Below are 17,954 nucleotides of genomic sequence, written 5' to 3'. Positions count from 1 at the left end.
TACATGTTAGCGCAAGATTATACTGCTGCTGCAACCACTTGATCTGTGCTTAACACACCTTGTTCAATCAAGCGGTTGGTGCAGGCAATAATTGCATCAATAGATGAGGTCACGATGTTGTCATGTACCCCTGCGCCAAAGGCAGATTTACCTGTACCTTTGACTTGCAACTCAATCAATGCCAACGCTTTTGCATGTGCGCCAGAGCTAATGCTGCGTTCTTCATAATTCAAAACATCAATTGGTAATTGAAGTGCATTCAAAATTGCTGAAATTGGGCCATTGCCTTCACCGCGTAAGCGTTGCGTTTCACCGTTCACGACCACATCTAACTCAATGACCTGATTGCCATTTTCATCAGACAACTTGTAGTTTTTCGTCGCATAGTGCGCATCTTTTACTGCAACGTAAGTGTCTTTAAACAAGTTCCAGATTTCGCTTGCGCTAATTTCAGTGCCTTGCTCATCGGTACGTTGTTGCACAATTTGTGAGAATTCGATTTGTAAACGACGTGGTAAAGTCACGTTGTAGTTCGATTCTAACAAGTAAGCAATCCCGCCTTTACCCGATTGTGAGTTGACACGAATCACCGCATCATAGTCACGACCTAAGTCTTTCGGGTCGATTGGCAAGTAAGGCATATCCCAAATTTCTTCGTTTTTCTGGAATTCAAAACCTTTCTTAATCGCGTCTTGGTGTGAACCAGAGAATGCTGTAAACACCAAATCACCTGCATACGGATGACGTGGATGCACTGGCAATCCTGTACATTCTTCAACTGTAGCAATAATTTCGTTGATGTTGGAGAAATCCAACTCTGGTGCAACACCTTGGGTGTACATGTTCAAGGCAATTGCAGCAACGTCTACGTTACCCGTACGTTCACCATTACCAAATACACAACCTTCAACACGGTCTGCACCTGCCATAATTGCCAATTCTGATGCGGCAATACCACAACCACGGTCATTGTGACAGTGTACTGAAATGATCACGCCATCACGACGCGCAATGTTGCGGTGCATCCATTCCACTTGGTCGGCATACACGTTTGGTGTAGACACTTCTACCGTTGCAGGCAAGTTTAAAATGACTTTATTGGTTGGCGATGCTTCCCAAATTTCAGTCACGGCATCACAAACGTCTTTAGCCACTTCCAATTCAGTTGCAGTAAAACATTCTGGGCTGTACTGGAATACCCATTCTGTTTCAGGTTGCTTCGCTGCGTATTCTTTGACTTTGCTAGCTGCATTGATCGCCAATTGTTTGGCACCCGCAACATCAACATTCAAGACTTTGTTGCGGAAGGTTGGCGAGTTGGCATTATAAATATGCACAATCGCACGTTTAGCACCTTGTAAAGATTCAAAAGTACGTGCGATTAAATGGTCACGCGCTTGTACCAAGACTTCAATATACACGTCATCTGGAATATGACCTTCTTCAATCAATTTACGCGTGAAATCGAAGTCAACTTGAGATGCCGATGGGAAACCAATTTCGATGTGTTTAAAACCAATTTTCACAAGCATTTGGAACATTTTGAATTTTTGTTCGATGTTCATTGGCTCAAAGATCGCTTGGTTACCGTCACGTAGGTCGGTACTCATCCAAATTGGCGCTTTGGTAATTTCGTTATTTGGCCATTGGCGGTCTGGTAAGTCGACACGTTGGTACATACGACGGTATTTTTTGCTTGGATCTGCCAACATCATGTGAAAACTCCTTGAATAGTAGCGGTTGCTTCGCGTGGATAACGGCAACTTACTATAAATATAGATTGTGTCTATTCTATCAATTTACAAGCTGTTTTCAGGAGGCTATCGCTAAAAGTAGAATCATGGCACTTGTAAACCAATATCTGTATGTTATTCGATCGGCAAGGGTAATAATTCCCTGTTTTTTACATATACGGCATGTGTTGTGAAATATTTTTCTGCTATTGGCTGTTTTGGTGATAAATATAACTGCTGTTGATTTGTTGGATGCAGTTTGTTCCCATAAGTGCCATTGTGACTTCAAATTCTTCTTTTAACAACTTGATAGTATGCGCTGCCCCTAGCGCGCCTGCAACTGCCAAGCCATAAATATACGGACGACCGACCAAAACTGCATTTGCTCCCAAGGCCAGTGCTTTAAAAATATCTGTGCCACGACGAATACCACTGTCCAATAAAATGGGGAAATCTTGCGGTAAAATTTTTCGCATCGTGCCTAAAATTTGAATTGGGCTGACTGCGGTATCTAAGATTCGACCACCATGATTAGACACAATAATACCGTGTACGCCGTACTGATACGCCTGCTGCGCATCGGCAGGATGTTGAATACCTTTGAGCAAAATAGGCAGTGGGCTGTGTTGTAACAACCACACAATATCTTCCCATATAGCAGCCTGCTGCATCAATCCATCAAAAAGAGGATGCTGATTTTCCTTGAGATGAGAGGTGTTTACAGGTGTTTGATATACTGCCCGAATATGTGCAGGTAATTGAAAATAAGCGCGACGTTCACGATCCCGAATGCCCATGTGTGGTGCATCAACCGTGAGTACAATCGCTTGAAAAGCATGATATTGAGCTTGAAAAATCAAATCCAAAGCGGCTTTACGACTGCCTTGCCAATACAGTTGAAACCATTTTGCTGCGGCTGAAACCTGATTCAGTGCGCTCATTGAGGTGGTGCTTAAATGGCTGAGAATCATGGGCGCTTGCATAGCGGAAGCTGCTTGTGCTGTGGCAATTTCCCCCTGCGGATGAAATAGCTGTTGATAAGCCACGGGAGCTAAAAAAATTGGGTGGGGATAGTGTTCACCAAAGAGCTGAATTTGCGTATTTGCCCCTGAAAAAGAATTTAAATGGCGGGGCAGTAATTGAATATCGGCAAACGCACGTAGATTGTTTTTTAGACTATACTCATCACCCGCAGCGCCTTCTAAATTGGCCCAAGTGGCTGCATCTAAGTGTAATTGTGCCTGTTTTTGATAGTCGGCAATGGTGTGTAAGTGTGGCGGAATGTGATTCAAAGCTGCCAAGGGGAGGCTATTCATAACTGACTCCATTGACGAATCAGATTGTGATAATGTGCAGTCAGTGCCAATACTTCTGCTGTATCTCCAAGTTGTTGACGCAATTGCAAAATAGTCATATCTAAATTGAACAGCATACTGCGTTGCCAGTCATCTTTTACCATACTTTGACACCATGTAAACGCTGCAATTCTTTGACCTGCTGTAACAGGTTCGACCCGATGTAAACTAGTAGCAGGGTACACGATGACATCACCTGCACTGAGTTTGACTTCATGACTACCGTAATTGTCTTCAATAATCAGTACACCGCCCTGATATTCTTCAGGCTCACTTAAAAAAAGGGTCATGGACACATCCGTGCGAATCGGACGTTGTACCTGTGCGCAATATTGCACGGCATTATCAACATGATTGCCATAGGTTGCTGTGTTTTGATAACAATTGAACATCGGCTGGAGGATATGCAAAGGGAGCGCGAACGACTGTAATAAAGTCTGCTGTTTCAGTGCGCTGAGGATGTCTTGTGACAGTGTTGCATAGCTCGGATGTTGCAGGTCAAACTGCAAATTCTGTTTAATTTTCTGTGCTTGAGCCCCTGCACTGAGTTGACCATTTTGCCATGCATCTGCGGTGTCCAATTCAGCACGAATTTGTTGGACTTGCACTTTGCTGAGCACTTTTGGAATGTGAAGCATCATACCGATTCTTCCTGAAAAAGTTTGAATTCAAACAGCCGAACATTCTACAGCGTTGTTCGGCATGCAAAGTACGAGCAATAGATGGTATGAAAAATAATCTATCGCTCGAATCTAAATCCGTAGCCTGTTTTAAGCGGGTTACTACAGATTTGCTATAACTTAGAACTTGTAGTTTAAGCTGATTGCTGCCGAGCGTGGCTGCCCAAGCACGACGCGACCACCACCATTGTTTAGCGTGCTGATGTATTCTTTATCGGCAAGGTTATAAAGGTTTAAATTTAACGAGGCATTATTGTTGAAGTTGTAGCCTGCCAATGCATCAAACACGACATAGCCTGGAATATTTGGCATGTTGGCTGGTGCATTGCTATCAGTCACAACACGTTTTTGTTCATCGACATAACGCGCGCCCAAACCTAATTTAAAGCCCGCCAAGTCATAGGTCGACCATAAACTTGCAGTCCACTCTGGCGACCAACGTTCCGATAAGGTTGTGGCACTCGATGAACGTTGATTCAGTTGTTTCACTTTCATGTGCGCAACGCCTGCAGACAAATTCCAGTTTTCGGTCATTTGACCGACGGCACTCAACTCAATGCCATCGACCCGTTTTTTACCCTCTTGTACAGCAAGCTGAGAAATTGGATCTATAGTCGATTGATTTTCATTTTCTGTACGATATGCTGCAGCAGCTAAAGCCAGTTTCCCTTGGAGTAACTCCCATTTACTGCCTAATTCATAGTGATGGGTTTCTTGAGGCTTGGCATTGATTGCGTCATTGCCCGATTCAGACAGGCTAAAGTTGGCGCTGCCGGGCGGAGTCAGCGATTTTGCATACGCAGCGTAAATGCTGCTATTTAATGTAGGCTTATACACAGCGCCAAGTTTCCAGCTAAACAGCGTATCGTGGGTGCTCAGATCTGTGGCCACCAAAGCATTTCCCCCACGTGGCAGAGTAAGCCCTTGATAATCTGTTTCATAATAATCGACCCGTACGCCACCATTCAGTTGAAAACGCTCCCCAAATTTTAGAGTATCAAATAAATATGCGGCTGCCGTTTGCGTTTCACCATCGGTATAACCACCATTGTAAATTAGTGGCGGCATGGCTTGATTTCGGTCTGGACGATAAAGATTGGCCCACGGTGTATTGGCAGTGGCTTCGCCAGGCATCTGGGTTGCCATGAGTTTGCTAGATTGCTGTTCTTTTAAAAACTCCATGCCTGCAACAACATCATGCTGTACTGCGCCCGTTTTGACACTCCAGTTTAAAGTGCTTTGATTGGCCAGAATTTTATTTTCTTGATCGACGCCTTGGCGGGAGCGGTTCACTTCCCATTCGGCAGGGTTTGATGAACCATTGGTTCGAAGACCATTTGCACCTGTATTGATGCCTGTTAAAACCCGATTCATGTGGGTTTTCGCTACACGGGTGATATTGGTCAGTTGGAGTTGATCGGTTAAATCACTTTCAATTTTCGCGGTGAACATATCAGCATTAACATCTTCATAGTCATTGACATGACCATAAAAATTTTCCCGATTGACCTTAGGCGCAGTGGCTAACAGTGAATCGGTATTGTAAAAGCCTTGCATGCCCACAGTTGGAATGCCACCATCTGGAATATTGCGTTGTCTGATGTGTTGAGAATATAAATAAAGGCGTGTGGCAGTGTTTAATCCAAAGGCAATAGAAGGGGCGATGGCATAACTATTGTTTTCAATATAGTCGCGTCCTTCTATGCCGCCTTCTTGCCCCATCACATTCAGGCGAAAGGCGGTATTTGGATTGATGGCCTGGTTAATATCTGCAGAAAGTCTTGTATGTTGTGCTGTGTTGTAAGTTGCAGAAATTTCCTGACTGCTTTCACTTTGCGGTAATTTGCTGACCAAATTGATATAACCCGATGCTGCACCACGACCCGCTTCTGAACCCGATGGGCCTTTGACAACTTCAATTTGATCAATGTTAAATACATCACGGCTGATTGCGCCTAAATCTCGGACACCATCAACATAGGTCGAGGTTTGGGTGGAAAAACCACGCATTTGAAAGGCATCGCCAGCACTAGTATTGCCATTTTCTCCCAATTGTAGAGTAATGCCTGGTGTATTGCGTAAGGCTTCAACTAAGGACGTTGCGCCTTGTTCTTGTAGCATTTCTTTTTTAATCACAGAAATTGTTTGTGGGGTATCTAACAACGGCTGAGTGTATTTTGCGGAACTTAAGTTATCAGCCTTGTATTTGCTTTCAGCTTCAGATTTAACCGTAATAGTGGGAAGCTGGGTGACGTCATCTTCAGGGTTTGCTGCATGAGCAAGTAGTGGAAGAGAGGCGGCTAAAGCCATCAGTTGCGCAGAGCGGTTGTGTTTGCGACTTTTGATCTGTGCCATTTATGCGATTTCCCTAAGTATGAACCAACACGAGGGCATGCTTTATTCGTTGGTTCAAGCTCAAAATGTGAATAAAGTGTGAAGTTATTGTTATGACGTCTATAACAAGTGTTGCTAATTGTATTGAGAATCATTATCAATCTCAATGTGTGAGCAGTAGGTTTGTGTGGTTTTTATTTGAAAATAATAATCATTATCAATATTTTTATTTAAAAAAACGATACAACAGTAAAAAAGAAGAGAGAAAAGGTAGAAAACCCTGCCGAAGCAGGGTTTAAAAAGAAATTTAAGGCTTAGAAGTCATAAGAAACAGAGAGCCAGTAGTTGCGACCTGCTAAATATGTGCCTTCAGAACTGCGTCCAATAGATAAATATTTATAAGCTTGTTGAGTATCACCATTGATATCAATGTAGTCCATATTTTCAGTAAAATCTTTATCAAGTAAGTTATTTACAGCCGCATTAATACGAATGCGATCATTTAATTGATAACTTGTACCCAAGTTAAAGAGATTATAACCAGAGAACTCATTATTTGTTTGTGTTTCAATGCTTTGCGATCCTGCATCTGTAGGTTTAACGGTATAGCGAGGACGACCAGATTGATATTCATGCTGTAGCCAAATATCGAATGCATCATTTACATGCCAAGTTGAAGTTAAGTTAAGTAAATGTTTTGCAGTTGATTCTAAAGCATAACCTTTATCTTCTCCTTTGGTAATTTCCGATTCGGTAAAGGTATAGGATGCTTTGATATCCCATTCTGGAATAATTTGATACTGTAAAGATGTTTCTAAACCATAAACCTCTGCTTCATCAGCATTAAAGCTCTTACTAAAAGAAGTAACTTTGTTGCTGAAATTAGAACAATCATTGGTTTGACAGCTAAAATTTTTAGAAATAATTTTATCTTTAATTTGGTTAAAGAATGCTGTTGTAGTTAGATTTAAAGTGTCTGTTGGTTGGTAATTAAAACCAATTTCGTAGTTAACTGAGGTTTCAGGCTCTAAGTCTGGGTTTCCTAAACTTGGTGTTGCCCCCTGCCCACTGTAACCATTGATTCCATTATATAAATCTTTAGCTGATGGAGTTTTATAGCCTGTGCTGATACCACCTTTAATTGTTAAGTCAGGAGTCGTATTCCAGACTAGATATGCGCGTGGGCTGAACTGTCCGCCGAAACCGCTGTGATCCTCAAAGCGTCCACCAAAGGTGAAATAAAGATTATTTCTTAATTGCCATTCATTTTCAGCATAGAGTGACCACGTATCTTGAGTAAATTCTTTTCCAATACCTGCGATATCATCGGCAATAGTCGTGTCTTTATACTCGGTACCAATAGTCAGTTTGTGATTTGCAATTGGTGCGACTAAGTGTGAATCTATAACTAAATCAGTATTTTCTAATTTACGCGGTTGTCCTGCCAATGCGGGAAATGCATCTGTTGGAATGGTGCGTCCTTTGGTTTCAGTCGTATTGTGGCTGATATAAGTTTTCCATAAACCGAAGTCATATTGTCCATCGTGACCTGCAGCAATTTGAACTCTATTAAATTCAAGCTCATCTTTATATCCAGCAATGCCACCACGTGAAATAAAGTTACCTAAACGTTGATCAGAGTTATCATATTTTTGTGTTGATGAAAAACCATCTACCCAAAAAGAGTTTTGATCATCCAGTTTAAAGTCTAATTTCGCACCAACATCATAGTTATCTGCTTTGTTTGGACGAGGATCACGACCAGTAGATCCATCAACAATACGCTCTGAACGTTGACGGTCTAAATAGCTACCACGTAGTTGTAAGCCTAAACGGTCATTGATCAGTGGGCCATTGACGATAAAACTGGTTTTCCATGAATCGGCTTCGGCATTGTTTTCCATCACATTACCGCTGATAGTAACATTACCATTCCATTCATCTGACACTTTTTTGGTAATGATATTAATCACACCGCCCATTGCCTCTGAGCCGTAGCGCGTCGCCATAGGGCCACGAATTACTTCAATGCGTTCAATTGCGGCAAGTGGTGGCAAAAATCCATTTGATGTTTCACCAAAACCATTCGGGGTGACATCTGAAGATGTACTTTGACGACGTCCATCAATTAGAATCAGGCTGTAATCATTTCCAAGCCCACGCATTTTCACATTTAGCCCCGACGTTTTACCTACGCCTGAGCGAATATCAATTCCAGGTACATCGGCCAATAAGTCAGCAATGCTGGTGGCATTTTTCTTTTCAATATCTTCTTTTGTTACCACACTAATAGAAGCGGGGGCATTTTTTAGTTCTTGTTCAAAACCTGCCGCTGAAACCACAATTGTGGAAAGTTGGTGGGTTGAAGTCGCATCGGTAGAGGTATTTGCGAAAACAGCAGTAGAGGTTGCCCCAAGTAATGCAAGACACAGCGGGTGTAGGTTGAACTTAGCCATAAAATTATATCTCTAATATGAATCAATGATCCTAATTCAGACCTATATGGTAATTAGAATCATTCATGAAGGAGTTGGTTAATAATAATGATAAGGATTCTTATTTACAACAAGAAATATACACAAAGTTGAAAATTTATAGAAAATAGCACCCTGATTAAAAAAATTCAGTCGAGATCAGAACGTATTTTGTATATCCTTTAATGTTGTCATATAATGTGGCACTTTTTTATAAACTGTTATTACTAACTATATCGAGGAAGCCATGCAAGTAACTTCTGAAGCGGTTTCGGGCGTTGCCCGTCGTTTAAATGTATCTGTACCGACGAGCCGTATTAACGAGCAGTTTGAAGCTCGCTTGAAACGCACTGCCAAAACTGTGAAGATCAACGGCTTCCGTCCAGGTAAAGTGCCTCTAAACGTTGTTCGTCGTGAATACGGTGCGGGTATTTATCAAGAAGTGGTCAACGACATTATTCGTGACACCGTGTTTGAAGCAATCCAACAAGAAAAAATCAATGCTGTGGGTATGCCAAACATCGAAAAAACTGAAATGAAAGACGACGCTTTAGTATATGAAGCGACTGTTGAAGTTTATCCAGAAGTTGAAGTGAAATTTGACGGTTTGGAAGTTGAACGCAAGTCTTCTGAAGTAAATGATAGCGATGTTGAACAAATGCTTGAAAACCTTCAAAAGCAACGTGCTTCTTGGGTTGAAACCAAAGGCATGGCGAAAAAAGACATGCAAGTGACTTTTGACTTTGAAGGCACTGTAGATGGCGAGAAGTTTGAAGGCGGTGAAGCTGAAGACTTTAAACTGGTACTTGGTTCTGGTCGCATGATTCCTGGTTTTGAAGATGGTATCGTGGGCATGAAAAAAGGCGAAGAGAAAGTGATTGATGTAACTTTCCCTGAAGACTACCAAGCAGCAAACCTTGCAGGTAAAGCAGCTCAATTCAAAATCACTGTGAAACTTGTTGAAAAGCAAAAACTTCCAGAAATTGATGCTGAATTCCTACAAATCTTCGGTATTTCTGAAGAAGATGGCGTAGACAAATTAAAAGCTGACGTTCGTAAAAACATGGAACGTGAAGTGAAAAATGGTTTACGTAACCAAGTGAAAGGCGCAACTTTTGATGCACTCGTTGCGGCAAACGAAGTTGAACTTCCAGCAGCGATGGTTGCTCAAGAAGTTGACCGTCAACGTCAGCAAATGATTCAGCAATTCACTCAGCAGTTTGGTGCGCAAGGTGCGAAAGCATTTGACTCAAGCATGCTTCCAGATGAATTGTTCAAAGAACAAGCTGAAAAATCTGTAAAACTAGGCGTATTGGTTAGCAAAGTATTGGCAGATGCTAAACTTGAAGTTGACCAAGCACGTGTAGATGCTTACATCGAAGATATGGCTTCTTCTTATGAAGATCCAAACGAAGTGATTGAATACTTCAAAAATGACAAACAACAGCGTTCACAAATTGAAGCAGTTGTTTTAGAAGATCAGGTTGTAGATCACATCTTGGCTTCTGCAAAAGTGACTGATACATCTGTAAGCTATGAAGACTTATTGAAAGAGCAACAAGCTCGTCAACAAGGCTAATAGGCTTTAGGTAAAAAAGGCGCTTTGTGCGCCTTTTTTATTGCATCGCAGTTTTTGGATTTTTCACAGATCAACAACATTTAACTCAAAATATCTACGATTTAAGCCGTGAATATTTTGCAATTTAGACAATTATCCCTCATATTGTGAACATGAGTCGTGTCACACAAATTTAGGAATAAATAACCATTATGTATGTTCCAACAATTGAAAATGCTTTAATTCCCATGGTGGTCGAACAATCCTCTCGTGGTGAGCGTTCTTTTGATATTTATTCACGTCTTTTACGTGAACGTGTCATTTTCTTAACGGGTGAAGTCGAAGATAATATGGCCAACTTAATTGTGGCGCAGATGTTGTTTTTAGAAGCTGAGAACCCAGATAAAGATATTCACCTTTACATTAACTCACCAGGCGGTTCAGTCACTGCAGGTATGGCAATTTACGATACCATGCAATTTATTAAACCAGATGTCGTGACTTACTGTATGGGACAAGCAGCATCTATGGGCGCCTTCCTGCTCAATGCAGGTGCAAAAGGTAAGCGGTACTGTCTTGAAAATGCCCGTGTCATGATTCATCAGCCGCTGGGTGGTTTCCGTGGTCAGGCATCAGATATTGAAATTCATGCGCGAGAAATTTTATTCATTAAAGAGCGTTTGAATCGTTTAATGGCAGAACATAGTGGTCAGGACTATGAAACTGTCGCAAGAGACACCGACCGTGACAATTTCATGACTGCACAGGCAGCAAAAGAATACGGTCTTGTGGATGAAGTTTTAACAAAACGTCCATAAGTTTTAAAGATTGAAATATTGGAGTGACTATGTCCGAACATCCTCAGGGACAAAAACATTGTTCATTTTGCGGTAAAACGCAGTCTGAAGTCGGGAAGCTGATTGCAGGCGAGGACGCATACATCTGTAATGAATGTGTGGACGTATGCTTAGACTTGGTTCAGACCAGTCAACAAGTTGAGTCGGGTGATTGGGCAACACGTCCATTGCCAAAACCACATGAAATTCGTGCTGCGCTAGACCAGTATGTGATTGGTCAAGATACTGCGAAAAAAACCTTATCGGTTGCAGTGTATAACCATTACAAACGTCTGAAAGTGACCCAGCAAGGGCATAAGTCAGACGATACTGTCGAAATTTCAAAAAGTAACATCATGCTGGTTGGGCCAACAGGTTCGGGTAAAACCTTACTTGCACAGACTTTGGCGCGCCTATTGGATGTTCCTTTTGCAATGGCAGACGCGACCACATTAACCGAAGCGGGTTATGTGGGGGAAGATGTCGAAAACATTGTGCAAAAGCTGTTGCAAAAAGCTGATTACGATGTAGAAAAAGCACAAAAAGGCATTATCTATATCGATGAGATCGACAAAATCACGCGTAAGTCTGAAAATCCATCTATCACCCGTGATGTATCAGGCGAGGGTGTTCAGCAAGCCTTGCTTAAAATGATTGAAGGCACGGTCGCATCTATTCCACCTCAAGGTGGTCGTAAGCATCCGCAGCAAGAATTCATTCAAATTGATACCTCAAATATCTTGTTTATTTGTGGTGGTGCATTCTCTGGTTTAGAGAAAATTGTACAGCAACGTCAGGAAAAAGGTGGGATTGGTTTTACTGCAGACGTGAAGAAAAAAGATGAAGGCAAGAAATTGTCGGATTTATTCCGTCAGGTAGAAGCAACTGACTTGGTGAAGTTTGGTTTAATTCCAGAGTTTATTGGTCGTTTGCCAGTGATTGCAACACTAGATGAACTGGATGAAGATGCATTATTACAAATTCTGACTGAACCCAAAAATGCTTTAACCCGTCAGTATCAATACTTATTCGAGATGGAAAATGTCGATTTAGTCTTTGAAGAGGCGGCTTTACGTGCAGTGGCGAAAAAAGCCCTTGAACGTAATACAGGTGCACGTGGTTTGCGTTCTATTTTAGAAAATGCTTTGCTTGAAACCATGTATGACCTGCCAAGCCGTACCGATGTAGGTACAGTGGTGGTGACTGAGGCTGTGATTGATGAAGGTGCGAAGCCTGAATTTCAGGTCGAGCGTCAAGCCAAAGCTGAAGAGCCAGTTGAAGAAAAAGTCGACTTAAAAGTATTAGACAGCAAAACAGCTTAATTCGCTGTTCGTCTGAAACGTGCCGAAACGCTAGGTTTCGGCACGTTTTTTATTGTCAAAAAAAACAAGGCGGTGTTAATCTTAGTTCAAGGCGAGGACGCCTATTATTCAAAACAACAATTGCAAAATGAATTTGCAGCTTGATTTGCAAAAAACTTAATTTACAAAAATAAGAAACGCAGTGAGGGATAGACATGCGTGGTGTCGCAATCTTGGTCGTGACCAGTTTAATGTTGCTGGGATGTCATGGCAAAAAAACGTGGTGCAACAAACGCAACCACCCAGTACCTTAAAAGTTTTAGATTTAGAACAAAAACCGGGTTTTGTAGAACAGCACCGTTTGGGCATGATGACGATTGGTGGTTGGGTCAATCAAAAACTAGGACAAAATTTTAAACCTGTTCAGGCACAACATGCTGATGCTGCCATCGTGTATTTATATCGGCCAGATTCCAAATGGAACAGACAGGAAATTGTCGCGACCAGTATGTTTATCAACAAACATAGGATTCCAAGTTTATTACACAATCATTATTACTGGGTTGAACTGGCACCGGGCGCGTATCGTCTGAGTGTGAGCCGTCCTTTAGGGGCATTACATTTCCAAAAACCGAAGTATTTGGATTTTCAGGTGCAGGCAGGGCAGTCGTATTTTATTAAATATGATGAAGAAAACTTGAGTACCCGCAAAGAAGTTTCTGGGCCTTTAATGCTCATGCCTGCAAGTACGGCACAACAGGAAATAGCGTTTACTCAATTGAAAACCGAAAGCTATAACTTCGTCGCGGAAGATCAAACCACAGGCAAGTTGCGTAAAAAGCCACAAAAAATCAAGCATGAGAAATATGACCCTGCGGAAGATGTGCACTTAACTCAACCCTTTAAATTGTGGGATCCGAGAACGTGGTAAGGGCTTGTATCTTTATCTCGCGCATCGCTTTCATTCATTTCTAGCAAGCATAAAAAAGCACCCAATTTTGGGTGCTTTTTCGCTTATTACTAAATTGGAATATTATTCTGCTGCTGCATCTACAACAGGAATTTTGCCAATTTTAGCTTGCCAGATTTTTGGTGCAATCGCGTGGATCGATGTACCGTTGACATCAACTGCAACAGACACAGGCATATCTTCTACTTTGAATTTGTAGATTGCTTCCATACCTAAGTCTTCAAAAGCAACCACTTCTGCTTCACGTACTGCTTTAGATACGAGGTAAGCTGCACCACCTACAGCCATGAGGTAAGTCGCTTTGTGATCTTTGATCGCTTCAATTGCTGCAGGACCACGATCTGCCTTACCAATCATACCGAACAAACCAGTGTGTTCTAAGACTTGGCGAGTAAATTTGTCCATACGGGTTGCCGTTGTTGGACCTGCAGGGCCAACGACCTCATCACCAACAGGATCGACAGGGCCAACGTAGTAAATGAATTTGCCTTTTAAGTCGACTGGTAATTCCTCACCATTGTTAATCATGTCGACCATGCGTTTATGTGCAGCATCACGACCTGTGTAAATCGTACCGTTTAATAACAACGTATCGCCCGGCTGCCAAGAGTTCATTTCTTCTTGAGTAATGTTGTCTAAATCTACACGTTTAGATTTAGAAGAATCCCAAGTCACTTCTGGGTAGTCTTCAAGTTTAGGCGCTTGAATATGAGCTACACCTGAACCATCTAACTGGAAGTGTGCGTGACGAGTTGCAGCACAGTTTGGAATCATACCCACAGGTTTTCCTGCAGCGTGGCAAGGGTAGTCTTTAATTTTAATATCAAGAACCGTCGTTAAGCCGCCCAAACCTTGTGCGCCAATACCAAGAGCATTCACTTTCTCGAAGATCTCGATACGGAGCTCTTCCATTTTGTTTTGTGGACCGCGACGTAATAATTCGTCCATGTTGATTTCTTCCATGAGTGCTTCTTTTGCAAGCATCATGGCTTTTTCAGCAGTACCACCAATACCAATACCAAGCATACCCGGTGGACACCAGCCTGCACCCATAGTCGGAACAGTTTTAAGTACCCAATCTACAATTGAGTCAGATGGGTTCAACATTGCCAATTTAGATTTGTTTTCTGAACCACCACCTTTGGCAGCAACTGTGATGTCTACTTTGTTACCCGGAACAAGTTTGTAGTGAATCACTGCAGGGGTGTTGTCTTTGGTATTTTTACGACCAAATGCAGGATCAGCCAATACCGATGCACGAAGTACGTTTGAGTTTTCTAGATAACCTTGACGCACACCTTCGTTAATCGCATCATCCAAGCTCATCGTTAAATCAAATTTAACATCTAAACCCACTTCAAGGAATACGTTTACGATACCAGTATCTTGACAGATTGGACGATGACCTTCTGCACACATACGTGAGTTAATTAAGATTTGTGCAATCGCATCTTTCGCAGCTTTGTTTTCTTCACGATCATAAGCACGGCTCATCGCTTGGATGAAGTCTTGTGGATGATAGTAGGAAATGAACTGAAGCGCGTCTTTGATCGAAGTGATCAAGTCATCTTGCTTGATAATAGTTGTCATATCAAAAATCTCTTGAGCGGGCGGATAGCTAGCGGGCTAAATTATAAGACAAAATGCAGCAATTGTGGGCACTTTGATCAAGCTTTGGGCGAAAGTTTAATAACACTGATCAGCTTTAAAGAATTTGTGAAATATCCATAAAATTATGTCGCCAAAACACAGCATGATTTTGTTGTTTTGTCTGTGTAAATTCAGCTATTTAAAGAACTTTTTTGCAATAGTGATTGAGGTTAATATGAATGATTCCTCGTATTTAGCTGCTCAGATTATCTCTATTTATCGACGGCATGCAAAAGCTTGGACGGACTTGCGTGGTCAGTTGTTATATGAAAAAACTTGGCTGGATCGTTTTCTTGGCCTTTTGCCTGCGCAGGCCAAAATTTTAGATTTAGGCTGTGGTTCGGGGCGTCCAATTGCTGCGTATCTATTGCAACATGGGCATCAACTTACAGGGGTAGATAGCGCGGACAGTATGCTGGAGATGGCGCGTGAACATTTTCCTACACAGTGCTGGATTGAAGCGGATATGCGTACGGTGGACTTGAATCAGTGCTTTGATGGTATTTTGGCGTGGGATAGCTTTTTTCATTTAACGCCAAACGATCAGCGCTGCATGTTCGAGAAATTTGCGCAATGGTCTACCACCAATACGGTTTTAATGTTTAGTAGTGGGCCTGCTGCGGGCGAGGCGATTGGGGAAATGTTTGGTGAGGCACTTTATCATGCCAGTTTGTCGCCAGAAGAATACCGTCAATTGTTAGCACAACATGGTTTTAAGGTATTAGGCATGCAAGCTGAAGATCAGGACTGTGCAGGGCATACGGTGTGGTTGGCGCAGAGGTTTTGAAAAATTCATTGGATGGCGTTAATCAATTTTTGTAGCAGTTTATTTTGTAGTGATCTATGAATCTACAGAGTGGGATAAAAAACCACCCAATTTTTCAATCAGGTGGTTTGTAAAACTTAACTTTACGAATTATTGAGCTGCTTGTTGCTCTGCCTGAATCGCAGTCAATGCAATGGTAAACACAATGTCATCTACCAATGCACCGCGGGATAAGTCATTCACTGGCTTATTCAAGCCTTGTAGCATTGGGCCAACACTCACCACATTGGCAGAACGCTGTACTGCTTTATATGTCGTGTTACCTGTGTTCAAGTCAGGGAAAATGAACACATTGGCGCGACCTGCAACTTGAGAGTTCGGTGCTTTAGAGCGACCAACACTTTCAACCGATGCCGCATCGTACTGTAATGGACCATCAATCAGTAAGTCAGGACGACGCTGTTTTGCAATTTCAGTCGCTTTCGCTACTTTTTCGACGTCAGCACCTGCACCTGAAGTACCCGTTGAGTAAGAAATCATGGCAATACGTGGGTCAATACCAAACGCTTTTGCAGAGTCTGCAGATTGTATCGCAATTTCAGCCAATTGTTCTGCATCTGGGTCTGGGTTAATCGCACAGTCACCGTACACATAGACTTCATCAGGTAACAGCATAAAGAATACTGAAGATACCAATGAATAATCAGGTGCAGTTTTAATGAGCTGGAACGCAGGGCGAACTGTATTGGCTGTAGTATGTACAGCGCCAGACACCAAGCCATCAACCTGATCAAGTGCTAACATCATCGTACCTAATACGACGGTGTCTTGCAGTTGTTCACGTGCTTGAACGTCAGTCAGTTTACCTTTACGCATTGCAACCATTTTTTCGACATAATTTTCACGAATCAAGTCAGGATCGATGATTTCTAAGTCGTGTGGCAGCTCTATACCACGTGCTTTGGCAACATCAACCACCGCTTCTGGTTTTGCCAATAATACGCAGTGGGCAATACCACGTGATTGACAAATCGCTGCGGCTTGAACGGTACGTGGCTCATCACCCTCTGGAAGCACGATACGTTTTTTAGCTGCGATTGATTTTTGCACTAATTCATGACGGAATGCAGAAGGTGATAAACGTGGTTTGTACGAATCGCTAATTAAATGAGACAACCACTCTTGATTGATGTGGCTAGCTACAAAACGGGTAACTTGTTCTGCTCGTTCAGTATCATCTACAGGAATTTCGTTGCTAAGATTTAACAACTGTTGCGCTGTTTCAAATGTGCTTAATTTAGTATGTAAAATTGGCAAGCCATTTTTCACAGCTGCTTGGCAGAATTCTAATGCTGCTGCGCTTGGTGCTTTTTGTTCAGTTAACACCAAACCAGCAAGTGGAATACCATTACTGCTGGCTAAGCTACTGGCAAGCAATACATCGACACGATCAGCACCACTAATAATGAGTTCACCTGCCACAAATTTATGCATTTCGTGTTCAATATTTGATGCAATCAAGCTGCTGTGTAATACACGACGCTGTGCTGCTTCACCTTGGTTAATCCATTCTGCTGAAATGTGCGCAGCCAAATCAGACATGCGTGGTACACTTAAAGTGTTGCTAAAAGGCACTAAGCCAATCACTGGCATGCAGTCTTTACCAATCATTGGATGTGTGGTTTGAATTTTGCTGACAAACTGGTTGGTGTCGCTAATTAAACGTAAATTTGGATCTAGCGTAACAGGAATTTGTGCAGAACCGTCAGGCAAACCTTTGGTGCGCATGAACAATACGCCCGCAGTACGTTCACCAGACGCACCACCAAAGAAACGGAATTGATTGTCTACTTTTGACGCTGTTTTAACCGGATTGTTGATGTCAGCATTGCTCACAATAATGACTTTTGCATCCAGTGCTTTGGCCAAATTTGCATTCAATTCAGTTGCAAATGGATCACGTCCGTTTGGCAATACGCCTTCGACAATAATAATATCGTGATTTTTAGAAATTTCACGATGTAAACGAACTGCATCTTCAAGCAATTCGTCATTTTCATCATTTTTTAAACGCTCAGTCAGTGCAGCATAAGAAATCGGTTCAACTGTTTCATGCTTGAACAGGTGACGATACAATGCAGTCGTACGGTCTGCTTCAGGTTGTAATTCTTGTGAAAAAGGTTTTAAGAAACCTGCTTTTACGCCTTGGCATTCCAAAGCGTAAATTAAACCTAAACATGCTGATGTTAAACCAACACCAATTTCTGTAGGAACCAAAAGTATTGTTTTCATAATTT

The 17,954-nt window shown here is 42.0% G+C and carries 11 protein-coding genes and 1 pseudogene; 5 read left to right on the top strand and 7 right to left on the bottom strand.

Annotated elements, in window-relative coordinates; all coding sequences use genetic code 11:
* Positions 1–17: 17 nt before the first annotated feature.
* From leuA to K1T76_RS11195, 5 genes are all read right to left on the bottom strand, one after another.
* Positions 18–1,715 (bottom strand): 2-isopropylmalate synthase, encoded by a 1,698-nt coding sequence (gene leuA / locus K1T76_RS11215; RefSeq protein ID WP_019836831.1) that lies wholly within the window; start codon positions 1,713–1,715, stop codon positions 18–20.
* A 224-nt stretch (positions 1,716–1,939) separates the two neighbouring features.
* The gene (locus K1T76_RS11210; RefSeq protein ID WP_230245395.1) at positions 1,940–3,049 is read right to left on the bottom strand and encodes an alpha-hydroxy acid oxidase; all 1,110 of its coding nucleotides are present in this window, start codon (positions 3,047–3,049) and stop codon (positions 1,940–1,942) included.
* Positions 3,046–3,729, bottom strand: a complete 684-nt coding sequence (locus tag K1T76_RS11205; RefSeq protein WP_230245394.1) for a Fe2+-dependent dioxygenase — start codon at positions 3,727–3,729, stop codon at positions 3,046–3,048. Before K1T76_RS11205 ends, K1T76_RS11210 begins: the two co-directional genes overlap by 4 nt.
* A 159-nt stretch (positions 3,730–3,888) precedes the next feature.
* Positions 3,889–6,123 (bottom strand): catecholate siderophore receptor Fiu, encoded by a 2,235-nt coding sequence (locus K1T76_RS11200; protein ID WP_230245393.1) that lies wholly within the window; start codon positions 6,121–6,123, stop codon positions 3,889–3,891.
* A gap of 293 nt (positions 6,124–6,416) precedes the next feature.
* Positions 6,417–8,558, bottom strand: coding sequence for a TonB-dependent receptor domain-containing protein (locus tag K1T76_RS11195; protein WP_230245392.1), 2,142 nt, complete (start codon positions 8,556–8,558; stop codon positions 6,417–6,419).
* Positions 8,559–8,823: 265 nt separating this feature from the next.
* On the opposite strand from K1T76_RS11195, the gene tig reads away from it, so the two are divergent.
* The 4 genes and pseudogenes from tig (at position 8,824) to K1T76_RS11175 (ending at position 13,202) form a co-directional block, all read left to right on the top strand.
* Positions 8,824–10,155, top strand: coding sequence for a trigger factor (tig, locus tag K1T76_RS11190; RefSeq protein ID WP_179995942.1), 1,332 nt, complete (start codon positions 8,824–8,826; stop codon positions 10,153–10,155).
* Positions 10,156–10,346: 191 nt separating this feature from the next.
* Positions 10,347–10,952, top strand: coding sequence for an ATP-dependent Clp endopeptidase proteolytic subunit ClpP (gene clpP / locus K1T76_RS11185; protein ID WP_019836825.1), 606 nt, complete (start codon positions 10,347–10,349; stop codon positions 10,950–10,952).
* Positions 10,953–10,981: 29 nt separating this feature from the next.
* Positions 10,982–12,292: an ATP-dependent protease ATP-binding subunit ClpX gene (gene clpX, locus K1T76_RS11180; protein ID WP_194558024.1), complete on the top strand. Its 1,311-nt coding sequence runs from the start codon at positions 10,982–10,984 to the stop codon at positions 12,290–12,292.
* Between the two features lie 194 nt (positions 12,293–12,486).
* Positions 12,487–13,202 (top strand): annotated as a pseudogene (locus K1T76_RS11175) (DUF2846 domain-containing protein).
* Positions 13,203–13,304: 102 nt separating this feature from the next.
* Here K1T76_RS11175 and K1T76_RS11170 read toward each other — a convergent pair.
* Complete coding sequence (locus tag K1T76_RS11170) at positions 13,305–14,831, bottom strand: fumarate hydratase (RefSeq protein ID WP_004974861.1); 1,527 nt, start codon at positions 14,829–14,831, stop codon at positions 13,305–13,307.
* Positions 14,832–15,066: 235 nt separating this feature from the next.
* Between K1T76_RS11170 and K1T76_RS11165 the strand changes: the two genes are divergently transcribed.
* The gene (locus tag K1T76_RS11165) at positions 15,067–15,678 is read left to right on the top strand and encodes a class I SAM-dependent DNA methyltransferase (RefSeq protein ID WP_230245391.1); all 612 of its coding nucleotides are present in this window, start codon (positions 15,067–15,069) and stop codon (positions 15,676–15,678) included.
* A gap of 129 nt (positions 15,679–15,807) precedes the next feature.
* Here the strand turns inward: K1T76_RS11165 and pta are convergent, their stop codons facing one another.
* Positions 15,808–17,949, bottom strand: a complete 2,142-nt coding sequence (gene pta / locus K1T76_RS11160; RefSeq protein WP_230245390.1) for a phosphate acetyltransferase — start codon at positions 17,947–17,949, stop codon at positions 15,808–15,810.
* Between the last annotated feature and the right edge of the window lie 5 nt (positions 17,950–17,954).

Source organism: Acinetobacter sp. PW68 (assembly GCF_020982655.1).
Lineage (GTDB): Bacteria > Pseudomonadota > Gammaproteobacteria > Pseudomonadales > Moraxellaceae > Acinetobacter > Acinetobacter towneri_A.
Note: the sequence above shows the minus strand (reverse complement) of the source record. Positions and strands in the feature narration are given on the sequence as shown.